Here is a 12565-nt window from a genome sequence, read left to right on the forward strand (position 1 = left end):
ATGTATTTTCTACTCCTTAACATGAAGTGAAAAAATAAACTGAGTAATTAATCTAAATTTTGATTTGTTTATCAATAGCGTTCTGTATTTATTACAAAAAATGTTTGAATGGGATGTTCTGGCATATTTTCTTACATTCACATGTGATTCATTTCACGGCTTTAATTGCTCATTCTTATTTATTTCATAAATAAACCTGATAGTAGACGCAAATGGTAGGCTCTGATCAGAGCTAAGTTTGCATTTACATAAATATCAGGTATGACAATGGACACGTTAATCAAACCCTCAATACTCGCACTAACCATCGCCAGTGCACTTAGCGCAAACGCGAACGCAGAGATTATTATTTCCCAGTATGTGGAAGGCGGCGCTTATAATAAAGCGGTCGAGATCGCCAATACAGGTGATACTGCGGTGACACTCACAGGCTATGAATTAGCAAAATCTTCGAATGGTGGCGGCTCGTGGGGCAGCACTCTTGATCTTAGTGACGTAACGTTACAAGCGAAGCAAGTGTATGTGCTTGCTCATGGCGATGCGAGCGAAGCAATAAAGGCGGTTGCGGATTACACTGATAAAAATGTAGCGAACTTTAACGGCGACGATCCGTTGGCACTTCTTAAAGATGGGGAAGTGCACGATATATTAGGTGTGATGGGGGACGTGGATTTCGCTAAAGACACCACGTTAGTTCGTAACAGTGATGCGCTTACACCTTCAACTACCTACCAATCCACTCAGTGGACAGCCTTAGCCAAAGATAATATTGATGGTTTAGGGGAATTAAATACAACTGAGCCACCTGCGCCATTTGCTTGTGAAGTAGATGGACAAGAACCAGCCTTTACCACCATCCAAGAGATTCAAGGTGAAGGTGCTTCTTCTCCATTTATTGATGGCTACCCTTACATCACGACCGAAGATCACTTCGTAACTGGTGTGGTCAGTGCTGTAACAACAGGCTTAACTAAAGGCTTCTACCTGCAAGCACTTGAGAATGATGGCAACGACAAGACATCTGAAGGTTTGTTTATTCACACCGATGTTGCCGATACAGAACTAAAAGCTGGTGATGTTGTTTGTGTGAAAGGGAAAGTACAAGAGTACTACAGCAACACTCAGCTTTCTTCTGATGCAAACAGTTATATAAAAACAGGCACATCAAACGCCTCTTTGGTTACTCCGTTAACGATTAAGGAAGGGGAAACACTACGTGATGCACTAGAGCGTCATGAAGGTATGCAAGTTGAGCTCAGCTCGGCTAGCGAACTTTTCGTTACTCGTAACTTTTCTTACGATTATGACTCTCGACGCAACAACATGATGCTATCTCATGAAGCACCGTTGTTTAAGCCGACTCAATTGCATGCAGCAGAGAGTGACGCTGCGGTTGCCCTTGCCAAAGAGAATGCGGCCAACCGTATTTACTTGGAATCGGATAGCAAAGCGCCAAATGGTCAAATCCCATATTTCCCAACGTTTGCACAAGACCTAGATCAAAATGGCTCTTCAGAGCAGCACATTCGCCTAGGCTCTCGCGTCGAAGGCCTGCAAGGTGTAGTGAATTACAGCTACAACGAGTACCGCCTAATTGCGACCAATGAAGTCGATAGCAGCAACTTTGTCACGTCAGGTGATGACTTTGACGTTGCGCGTAAAGCGGCGCCAGCCATAGCCGATTCTGATTTACGAGTAGCGAGCTTCAACGTTCTTAACTACTTCACTTCGGTTGCTGACAGCGGTCACGACAACCCAACCGGGCAAAATCGTGGCGCGACAAACCTTGATGAGTTCTTGATCCAGCAAGCGAAAATCGTTTCAGCGATGAATAAGATGGACGCGGACATCATTGGCTTGATGGAAGTGGAAAACAACGGCTTTGGTGATGGCAGTGCTATCCAAAACTTGGTTGATGCTTTAAACGCTGAGATTGATGACGTGGAAGATCATTACACGTATGTCGAAATCGAAGAGCAAGACAAATACCAAGAGGAATACTTTGGCAGTGATGCGATCATGGTTGCGATCTTATATCGTGCTAGCGCAGTAACACCAAAAGAAGCAGCAAAAGTCATTGTGACGCCAGAGCAACACATTGCAGAGAACACCATTACTCGTAAAGAGGGCACTGAAAGTAACCCTGCATACGACAAATATCAACGCCATAGCTTATTACAGACCTTTACAGTGAAAGAGACTGGCGAAGATCTTTCAGTGGTCGTAAACCACTTTAAATCGAAAGGTTCTGAATGTATTGAAGAGTGGATTGCTGGTGTAGAAGACTCAGAACCCGCGGATCTGCAAGGTAACTGCAACAACTTCCGTGTTTCTGCTGCGAAAGTCGTTGGTGAAGCGCTGAAAGATATTGATGGCGATGTGCTCGTCATGGGCGATTTGAACGCTTACGGCAAAGAAGATCCGTTACTTACCCTCACTGATTACTCAAAAGAGAAATACGGCCGTGATATCTACACTGCCGCTTACACAACCATTGGTGGCGGTGAGCTTCAAGTAGAGAAAACCAAGATTGAAAAAGGCTATGGCCTACACAATTTAAACACCTTGCTGCATGGCACTGATACGTTCTCGTACACCTATTCAGGCGAGTTGGGGAATTTGGACCATGCATTGACAAGCAGCAGTTTAGCGCAAAAGGTGGTGGCGATTGAAGATTGGCACATCAACTCCCTAGAAAGTAACTTGTTTGAATACAGCAGCAAATACACGGGTGACATGCCGAAGTACAAAGATGCGTTCTCAGCGTCTGATCATGATCCAGTGATTATTGCTATTGATTTGCCAGATGATGATATCGATTTACCGAAAGCGGGTGAAAACTTAGCTATTGATGTACGTCTACCACCAACTGCGGTTGCGGGCGATATTGTGACAGTGAACTTAACAGCATCCACACAAGCGGCCGCGACAAGCAGTGATGCAAAAGTTTACTCGGCTAGCCAAACCTTGACTCAAACTGACATTGACGCACGCAGCGTGAATATTGAGTTTGAACAAGCGCCAGAACAAGGTAATTACCAGTTAGAAGAGAAAGTGACAGACTCGACAGGCAACGTCGTCAAGTTTAGCTCTGTTCGTGATGTTTCAATGACGCAAACCGAAACGGGTGCAGAAGGTTCGAAGGATTCAGATGGTGGTTCGTTTGGTTTTGGCGCGCTACTCGCGATGCTTGGACTTGGCTTACTACGTCGCCGCAACTAAGCCTTTGTCTCCTAAAATACAGCTGTAAAGACCAAAGGCCAGCCGATGCTGGCCTTTTTATTGCACAAAGACTTGCCTTTCTAGTTTGGTGTTGCAAAATACCGCCCTTAATTGTCGCAAACCAGACAATCATCTCTTAAGTCTTGCCTAAACGGATTGGAGCAGCTGACACTCTATGTTGTTGATCATCGATAACTACGATTCTTTCACTTACAACCTCTACCAATACTTTTGCGAGCTTGGCGCTAGTGTAAAAGTCGTGCGTAACGATGAAATCGACATTCAAGGGATTGAAGCGTTGAACCCAACTCACTTGGTGATCTCACCTGGACCGTGTACGCCAAACGAGGCAGGTATCTCTCTACAAGCTATAGAATACTTCGCTGGTAAGCTTCCAATATTGGGTGTTTGCCTTGGTCATCAAGCGATAGCGCAAGTGTTTGGTGGGGAAGTCGTGCGCGCCCGACAAGTGATGCATGGGAAAACGTCACCTATTCGTCACAATGGTCGCAGTGTGTTTAAAAACCTGAATAACCCACTCACCGTAACCCGTTATCACTCTCTCGTGGTGAAAAACGGTACGTTACCCGATGTGTTTGAACTGACCGCATGGACTGAGCTGCCGGATGGAAGTATGGACGAAATCATGGGTTACCAACATAAAACCCTGCCAATTGACGCAGTGCAGTTTCACCCAGAATCGATCAAAACAGAGCAAGGTCACGAGTTGCTTGCGAACTTTTTAGCACGTAAGGCGATCTGATCGCGATCACTTTTCTTAACAAATCATTCATCTTTTTGCCGAGGTGAGTGGATTGCAAAACTATGCGGTTCATTCTGGCCTCTTTGTCTATTCATGTCTTTTTAAACCTTCTATCCCCTGTATTACATAACATTTATAAAAAATCGCTTCTCTATTTTACTTTCTTGATGCATAAATAGTCATAAGCAGTGATTAATGGAAGTTGCTTTCGAGAACGAAAAGAATAAATCACTATTGAAATGGTTAATTAAATGTAAATACAATGCCGCAATAGCTTAAATGCAAAACATTATTTGCTGGCAAAGAGAGCCGGTTAAATTCGCTTATCTGCTACGCATGCGGTATCAAGAAGGAATGTGCAATGACAACGGAAATTAAAGTAGAGCGCGGTTTATTCGATGAGGTAATGGTACCTTGCTATAACCCGATGGAAATGATCCCTGTTAAAGGTGAAGGTTCACGTGTTTGGGATCAGGAAGGTAATGAATACATCGACTTTGCTGGTGGTATTGCAGTGAGCTGTCTTGGCCATTGTCATCCAGTAATGGTAAACGCATTAACAGAGCAAGCTAACAAGCTGTGGCACTTAAGTAACGTGATGACGAACGAACCAGCACTTCGTCTGGCGAAAAAGCTAACAGAAGTGAGCTTTGCTGAGCGCGTATTCTTTGCTAACTCTGGCGCAGAAGCGAACGAAGCGGCACTTAAGCTGGCACGTCGTTACGCTGCTGACGTACATGGTGCTGAGAAATCAGAAATCATCGCATTCAAACAAGGTTTCCACGGTCGTACGTTCTTCACCGTAACGGTTGGTGGTCAAGCGGCTTACTCTGACGGTTTTGGTCCTAAGCCTGGTGACGTTACCCACCTTCCTTACAATGATATCGAAGCACTACAGGCACACATGTCTGATCGCACATGTGCGGTGATGATGGAGCCGCTACAAGGTGAAGGCGGTATCGTGCCACCAACGCCTGAGTTTGCTCAAGCAGTACGTGAGCTGTGTGACAAACACAACGCGCTACTGATCTTCGATGAAGTGCAAACCGGTAATGGTCGTACAGGTAACTTCTACGCTTACCAAGGTTTAGGTATTACACCTGATATTCTAAGCACCGCGAAATCACTCGGTGGCGGTTTCCCAATCGGTGCAATGCTGACTACTGCAAAATTAGCAGAGCACATGAAAGTCGGTACGCACGGTTCAACATACGGCGGTAACCCACTCGCGTGTGCTGTAGCAGAAGCAGTTGTGAACGAAGTTACTAAGCCTGAAGTGTTGGCTGGTGTGCTAGAACGCGAAGCGATGTTCCGCGAAGGTCTAGAGAAGATCAATGCTAAGTACAACATCTTCTCTGAAGTGCGCGGTCAAGGTCTCTTGCTTGGCGCTGCACTGAATGAAGAATGGCAAGGCCGCGCACGTGATGTTCTCGTCGCTGCGGGCAAACAAGGTTTAATGGTATTGGTTGCGGGTGCCAATGTCGTACGTTTCACACCATCACTCGTTATCACACAACAAGAAATTGAAGAAGGCTTGGCGAAACTGGATAAAGCGATCGCGACTTTAGTTTAAGCGCGATATCAGTTTCAACGTCAACGCAGACACCCCCGTCAAGGATCTCTGATGGGGGAATTGTTCCTACAATATAGTTAGGATCTTCTTGCATCTGGAGGGAGTATTGATGCTAGTAGTTCGCCCTATCGCGATGTCGGATTACGACGCACTGCACACTTGTGCGGTGGAGTCTGGTCACGGATTTACATCTCTACCGGTTAACGAAGAACTGTTAACCAATCGAATCAAACATTCAGAGTACAGCTTTGGTAAGCCAGATGTGGCAGAACCAGGCGATGAAGGCTACCTGATGGTTGGCTTTGACTCTGAAACGGGTGAGGTTGCGGGTACCACCGGAATCGAAGCATCTATCGGCTGGGATGTCCCATTTTACTCGTATCACATTAGTAAAGTGGTGCACTCGTCACCAAAGCTTGGCGTCAATAATGTCGTAAAACTGCTTACTTTTGGTAATAACTACACGGGTCACAGCGAAATTTGTACCTTGTTCTTGCGTGAGAAATTCCGCCAAGGTCTGAATGGTCGTCTAATGTCGAAGTGTCGTTTCCTCATGATGGCTGAGCACCCAGAGCGTTTCTCTGAAACGATCTTTGCGGAGATGCGTGGTGTTTCAGACGACGAAGGCAACTCGCCGTTCTGGCAATGGTTACAAGAGCATTTCTTCTCCATCGATTTCACGCTTGCAGATTACCTGACAGGTATCGGCAAGAAAGGCTTTATTGCTGACTTAATGCCGAAGCTGCCTATCTACATCAACCTGTTGAGCCCAGAAGCGCAAGCGGTCATTGGCCAAGTGCATGACAATACTCGCCCAGCATTAAAGCTGCTTGAGCGTGAAGGCTTCACTAACCGTGGTTACGTGGATATTTTCGATGCGGGTCCAACCGTTGAATGTGACTTACGCAATATTGAATCGGTACGTCACTCGTTCCGTGCGCAAGTGAAAATTGCACAACATAGCAGTACGCAAGACTTCTTGATGTGCAACTCATCGTTCGAAAACTTCCGCGCAGCAGTCACCAAAGCGGCGTATGACGCTGAAACACAAAGCGTCATGATCGCACCAGACGTTGCGGATGCACTTTTGGTTGAGGAAGGGGACTTTGTTCGCCTTCTTCCGCAGTAACAGACGACAGAATTTAAGGATAGAAACAATGACACATTGGATTGCAGGTGAATGGGTACAAGGTCAGGGTGAAGCATTTACGTCTCTGTCGCCTTACAACCAAGAAGTGATCTGGCAAGGCAACGGTGCAACGGCAGAGCAGGTGAATCAAGCGGTATCTGCAGCGCGTGAAGCGTTTATTGACTGGAAAAAACGCCCATTTGCAGAGCGTGAAGCGATCGTGTTGGCTTTTGCTGAGAAAGTAAAAGAGAACAGCGAGAAAATCGCCGAAGTCATTGCCAAAGAAACTGGTAAGCCAATTTGGGAAACGCGCACTGAAGCAGCGGCAATGGCAGGTAAAATTGCAATCTCTATTCGTGCTTACCATGACCGCACCGGTGAAGCGAGCCGTGAAGCGGCGGGCAACCAAATTGTGTTGCGTCATCGTCCACTGGGCGTGATGGCAGTATTTGGCCCATATAACTTCCCTGGTCACCTACCAAATGGTCACATTGTGCCTGCGTTACTAGCGGGTAACACCGTTGTGTTCAAGCCATCCGAGCAAACGCCTTGGACTGGCGAGCTAGCTATGAAACTTTGGGAAGAAGCAGGTCTGCCGAAAGGCGTGATCAACCTTGTCCAAGGTGCGAAAGAAACCGGCATTGCGCTTGCTGATGCGAAAGGCATTGATGGCGTACTGTTCACGGGTAGCGCGAACACGGGGCATGTATTGCACCGTCAATTTGCGGGTCAACCAGGCAAGATGTTAGCACTAGAAATGGGTGGTAATAACCCGATGGTGATCTCTGATAAATATGGTGATTTGGATGCCACGGTGTACACCATCATCCAGTCAGCGTTTATCAGTGCTGGTCAACGTTGTACGTGTGCTCGTCGTTTGTACGTGCCATTGGGTGAGAAAGGTGATGCGCTCATCACGAAACTGGTTGAAGCGACGAAGAATATTCGCGTAGACCAACCATTTGCAGAGCCAGCGCCATTTATGGGGCCGCAAATCTCCGTTGCCGCAGCCAAGTTCATTCTCGATGCACAAGCGAACCTTCAATCACTTGGTGGTGAAAGCTTGATTGAAGCTAAAGCAGGAGAGGCGGCGTTTGTTTCTCCGGGCATTATTGATGTAACGAACATTGCTGACCTGCCAGATGAAGAGTACTTCGGTCCACTTCTGCAAGTGGTGCGTTACGAAGGGCTAGAAAAAGCCGTAGAACTGGCGAACGACACGCGCTTTGGTCTCTCAGCTGGTTTAGTTTCAACTGACGACCAAGAATGGGAATACTTCGTTGACCATATTCGTGCAGGGATCGTGAACCGTAACCGCCAGCTCACAGGTGCAAGTGGTGATGCGCCATTTGGTGGTCCTGGTGCGTCAGGTAACCTACGTCCAAGCGCTTATTACGCAGCAGACTACTGTGCGTACCCGATGGCATCAATGGAAGGTCAAGAGACTATCTTGCCTGCAACATTAAGCCCAGGTGTGGCGCTATAAGTTTTAATAACAGAGTCGCAACCATGTATTGCGGCTCACCTTGCCGGCGAATCATTTAGGTATGGGTTGTAGTGATCGTTGGCAGAACACGGAAAGTGAGCAAAGACTCGGAAAAGCGTGTTGACTGACTGGCATTTACCGTCACAGGTTGATGGCTGCTCGTTCATTATTCTGGACAACTTTTCGTTGTGAACGAGCAGTCAACTTCCGCTTACCTTTTAACTCTACATCTCGTAACAAGGAGTCGTTATGACGCCCGATGTGTTATTTGAATCGCTATGGCAAGATTACATTCAACGTCTTTGCCCTTCTGCTGCGAAAGTACATCAGCTGCTTCAAGAAGATGAGCCTCTGATTAATGATCATATAGCTTTACGTACCTTCAATATTGCGCCTCTTGGTATCGAAACCTTAGCTAAACCATTTGTAGCCATTGGCTACCAGGCATGTGGTGACTACGTTTTCGAAAGTAAAAAGCTGGTTGCTAAACACTATGAGCACCCTGATCCGAAGCAACCTAAAGTCTTTATTAGTGAGCTAAAAGTTGAGGAGTGTTCGCCTGAGCTGCAAGAGATTGTGAAAAAGCTGGTGGCACAAGTCGATGCAGGCAAGCTGAACGATAGCGCATTCTTACATGGTGGACGCTTGTGGGATTTAAGCTTTGCTGACTACCAAACGTTGGCTAAAGAAAGTGAGTACGCATCTTGGTTGGCGGCGCATGGTTACGGCGCAAACCACTTCACGGTGAGCGTTAACCAGCTCAATGAATACGAAGAAGTGAAGCAAGTAAACGATCACTTACGTACGGCCGGATTTACCATTAATGAAAACGGCGGGGAAGTGAAGGGCACTCCTGAGGTGCTGCTAGAACAATCATCGACTATGGCGGATAAAGTGGCGGTTCGCTTTAGCGAAGGCACTGAAATTATCCCTGGTGGCTTTTACGAGTTTGCTAAGCGCTACCCGATGGAAAACGGTGAGCTGTACCCAGGTTTTGTGGCGGCTTCAGCGGACAAAATCTTTGAAAGTACGAATGGCTAACTTTTAGGGTTAACCTTTCGGCTAACCAACTTGCTCATTAGTCTTTTGTTGCTCTGAGCTTAATGTGGTTACAAGACAAATAAAAAGCCACCAATGTCGCCATTGGTGGCTTTTATAATTTTGTTCGCGTCACTCTGGTTTGAGATTAACGAGTACCGTAAACCACGATAGTTTTACCGTGCGCAGAGATTAAGTTCTGCTCTTCTAACATTTTCAAGATACGACCTACTGTCTCACGAGAACAGCCAACGATTTGACCGATTTCTTGACGAGTGATCTTGATTTGCATGCCGTCTGGGTGAGTCATTGCGTCTGGTTGTTTTGCAAGGTTCAGAAGCGTCTGAGCGATACGACCAGTTACGTCTAGGAACGCCAGGTCACCCACTTTTTGGCTAGTTACTTGAAGACGACGAGCCATCTGCGCAGAAAGGCGCATTAGGATGTCTGGGTTTACTTGGATAAGCTGACGGAATTTCTTGAAAGAAATTTCAGCAACTTCACAAGGAGATTTAGCACGAACCCAAGCTGTGCGCTCTTGGTCTTCCTCGAATAGACCAAGTTCACCAATAAAGTCTCCTTGGTTTAGGTAAGAAAGGATCATCTCCTTACCTTCTTCGTCTTTGATAAGAACCGCAACAGAACCTTTAACGATGTAGTACAAAGTTTCTGCCTTTTCGCCCGCGTGAATTAGCGTGCTCTTTGAAGGGTACTTATGAATATGACAGTGTGAAAGAAACCACTCTAATGTTGGGTCGGTTTGAGGTTTACCTAGAACCATAATATCTCACTTCCTCTGCAGGGTACGCTTGCGCTATCCATATTTTAGCTAAGCCTGAATTAGGCCTACTAGAATAAGAGCACTTTTTATATGCTGCAAGCTCTCTTGTGTTTCGGTAAGAAATAGTATCCTTTTTCGAAAACGATTTCTTGATTTTAATCGTGCCATGATTGAGATTTTGTAAGCAAAACTGTGCACATGATCACGGTATGAAAAGTAAACATCTTCGCAGGCAGGTTTTTAGCCAATTTTCCCTGTTTCGATGAGCTGTTGTAGGATAGGCCGAACTATGAGCTCCATTGCAAAGCTCATCTTACCGCCTGGCACGACAATCGTGTTGTGGCGTGACATGAATGAGCCATCAATCATAGCCAGGAGATATGGGAAGTCGACTTTCTTTATCCCACGCAAGCGAATTACGACAAAGCTCTCATCCAGGCTTGGGATACCCTTCGCATTAAGGGGGTTGGAGGTATCGACCGTTGGGACGCGCTGAAAGTTAATATGAGTGCGAGAAAATTGCGGAGTGATGTAGTTAAGATAATCGTCCATCGAGCGCACGATAGAATCCATTACTGCTTCTCGTGAATGACCGCGGTCACGAGTATCACGCACAAACTTTTGGATCCACTCTAAGTTTACGATTGGTACCATACCAATCAAGAAATCCACATGCTGCGCAACATTAACATCGCCATCCACAACACCGCCGTGCAAGCCTTCATAGAAGAGAACGTCACTGTTCTCCGGTAAGTCCTGCCACGGTGTGAAGGTTCCAGGCATTTGATTATAAGGTACGGCCTCGTCAAAGGTGTGTAGGTAGCGACGTACGCTGCCTGCGCCATCGTGACCATATTTACGGAAAAACTCTTCCAATCCTGGAAAGTCATTAGCTTGAGGGCCAAAGTAGCTAATGTGTCGACCTTGCTCGCGCGCTTTACGGATTTCTATATCCATTTCAGGGCGAGTAAAGCGATGGAAGCTGTCGCCTTCAACCCATGCGGGTTTAACGTTCATCATATTGAACATCTTACGGAAGGCTTCAGATGTAGTGGTCGTGCCGGCACCGGATGAACCAGTAACCGCAATAATTGGGTGTTTAGCTGACATGACAAACCTTGTCGAAAATTACTTACCTGTAATGTGCAGTAGGCTGCTACTGCACGGTCGATAACCTACTATAGCACGTAACAATGCCTTGTCATTGAGTGGGGTACGGTAAAATGTGAAGGGTCTAAAATTTTGTTTTTACCTGAATATCGACGGTTTCGTGCAGTTCAGAGAATACGATAACCGCTTCGCCTTTTTCTAATTGAGTTTTTACTTGATCCACTTTGTCTTGCAAAGAAACCTCGACGGTTCCGTAATCCGTGCCTTCACGTAAGACGAATTCACGAATTAAGTTTTCCAATGTTTCTGGCGCAATGTCTTGCCATGGAATGATCATAAATACCTCGAACTTTTATGATGAGCGGCTAGTTTACTGCTTTCGCTGCTTGGATACAGCAGAAAGGTAATCTGCGGCAATACTTTCGTAATACGCTGGCAGCGCTTCTTCCAACCAAAATTTCGGCTTGAGCGCTGAACCTGTAAGGAAACCAACATGCCCACCGTGCTCAAAGAGACGGTAATCAATATTATCTGGCAGAACAAATTTCGGGATCACATCGTCGGTCATGAATGGATCGTCTTTGGCGTGAATGATCAGTGTCGGTAGCGTGATCTGTTGTAATTTACTTAAGCCAGAACATTGATCGTAATAATCTTGTGCGTCTTTAAAACCGTGCAGTGGTGCCGTGATCAAATCATCGAATTCATACAATCGTGTGACACGTTTTATTGAGTTGTAGGACAAAGCGAGCTCGCCATGCAACAAGTGATGTTTTTGCAATGCGTTGCGTTTGAGCGAAGAGAGTAGGTAACGGCGATACACTTTCGAAAAGCCTTGTTCAATACGGTTCGCACACGCTGCTAGGTCTAAAGGCGCTGAGATAATGGTCGCCGCGTTCAAAATGGGGTGGTCTTTGTATTGGGCTAAATAATTCGCCAACATGTTACCGCCAAGAGAAATACCAACCGCAACTTTGGGGTTATCAGGAAAGCGTTGCTCAAGGTGCTCTAAGAAGTGGCGGGCGTCAGTCACTTCACCAGAATGATAGGCGCGAGCTTTCTTGTTTGGCTTACCGCTACAACCGCGGAAATGCATCATCACCGACAGCCATCCGGATTGAGCAAATGCATTCATTAGGCCATTGGCGTAAGGGCTATAGAAGCAGCCTTCTAGTCCATGAAATAAAACAAAAATCGGCTTTTTTTGCGCAGGTTCTTGGGTTGGGTCCTCGCTCCATGCGAGATCGAGAAAGTCTCCATCGGATGTATCGAGGGTTTGCCAAATCGGCGTAAACAACGCTTTTTTGCGAATAAAACGCGGTAAAAGCGTTTGAAGATGCGGGTTTTTGATCCCGGCGGCTGCGAAAAATTGTGTCATACCTAACTGCTCTTATGCGGTTCTTCGGTGTCAGTTGAAGAACTTATTAATATAATCCTTTATAAAGATTATAGGTATTCTACAG

General features: G+C 46.1%; 10 protein-coding genes. 6 read left to right on the forward strand and 4 right to left on the reverse strand.

Annotation, left to right across the window (positions count from 1 at the left end; genetic code table 11):
- Nucleotides 1-267: 267 nt before the first annotated feature.
- The 6 genes from CAG69_RS03020 to CAG69_RS03045 all read left to right on the forward strand — a co-directional run bounded on the left by CAG69_RS03020 (nt 268) and on the right by CAG69_RS03045 (nt 9214).
- Nucleotides 268-3222, forward strand: a complete 2955-nt coding sequence (locus CAG69_RS03020) for an ExeM/NucH family extracellular endonuclease (protein WP_161442666.1) — start codon at nt 268-270, stop codon at nt 3220-3222.
- Nucleotides 3223-3397: 175 nt separating this feature from the next.
- Nucleotides 3398-3985, forward strand: a complete 588-nt coding sequence (locus tag CAG69_RS03025) for an aminodeoxychorismate/anthranilate synthase component II (protein ID WP_005397690.1) — start codon at nt 3398-3400, stop codon at nt 3983-3985.
- A 361-nt stretch (nt 3986-4346) separates the two neighbouring features.
- Nucleotides 4347-5558: an aspartate aminotransferase family protein gene (locus CAG69_RS03030; RefSeq protein ID WP_005397689.1), complete on the forward strand. Its 1212-nt coding sequence runs from the start codon at nt 4347-4349 to the stop codon at nt 5556-5558.
- A 109-nt stretch (nt 5559-5667) separates the two neighbouring features.
- Nucleotides 5668-6687, forward strand: a complete 1020-nt coding sequence (gene astA, locus CAG69_RS03035; protein WP_161442667.1) for an arginine N-succinyltransferase — start codon at nt 5668-5670, stop codon at nt 6685-6687.
- A gap of 28 nt (nt 6688-6715) precedes the next feature.
- Nucleotides 6716-8173 carry a succinylglutamate-semialdehyde dehydrogenase gene (astD, locus tag CAG69_RS03040; protein ID WP_161442669.1) on the forward strand — a complete coding sequence of 486 codons (1458 nt, stop codon included), beginning with the start codon at nt 6716-6718 and terminating at the stop codon, nt 8171-8173.
- Nucleotides 8174-8422: 249 nt separating this feature from the next.
- A complete protein-coding gene (locus CAG69_RS03045; RefSeq protein WP_005397681.1) occupies nt 8423-9214 on the forward strand; it encodes a DUF1338 domain-containing protein in 792 nt (263 codons plus the stop codon).
- A 145-nt stretch (nt 9215-9359) separates the two neighbouring features.
- Here the strand turns inward: CAG69_RS03045 and crp are convergent, their stop codons facing one another.
- From crp to CAG69_RS03065, 4 genes are all read right to left on the reverse strand, one after another.
- A complete protein-coding gene (crp, locus tag CAG69_RS03050) occupies nt 9360-9992 on the reverse strand; it encodes a cAMP-activated global transcriptional regulator CRP (RefSeq protein WP_005381432.1) in 633 nt (210 codons plus the stop codon).
- A 240-nt stretch (nt 9993-10232) separates the two neighbouring features.
- Nucleotides 10233-11102 (reverse strand): phosphoribulokinase, encoded by an 870-nt coding sequence (locus tag CAG69_RS03055; protein ID WP_005397679.1) that lies wholly within the window; start codon nt 11100-11102, stop codon nt 10233-10235.
- 124 nt (nt 11103-11226) lie between these two features.
- Nucleotides 11227-11439 carry a YheU family protein gene (locus CAG69_RS03060; protein ID WP_005397677.1) on the reverse strand — a complete coding sequence of 71 codons (213 nt, stop codon included), beginning with the start codon at nt 11437-11439 and terminating at the stop codon, nt 11227-11229.
- Nucleotides 11440-11472: 33 nt separating this feature from the next.
- The gene (locus CAG69_RS03065) at nt 11473-12480 is read right to left on the reverse strand and encodes a hydrolase (RefSeq protein WP_046874535.1); all 1008 of its coding nucleotides are present in this window, start codon (nt 12478-12480) and stop codon (nt 11473-11475) included.
- Between the last annotated feature and the right edge of the window lie 85 nt (nt 12481-12565).

Origin of the sequence: Vibrio sp. V43_P6S15P86 (genome assembly GCF_009904725.1) — a bacterium.
Lineage (GTDB): Bacteria > Pseudomonadota > Gammaproteobacteria > Enterobacterales > Vibrionaceae > Vibrio > Vibrio diabolicus.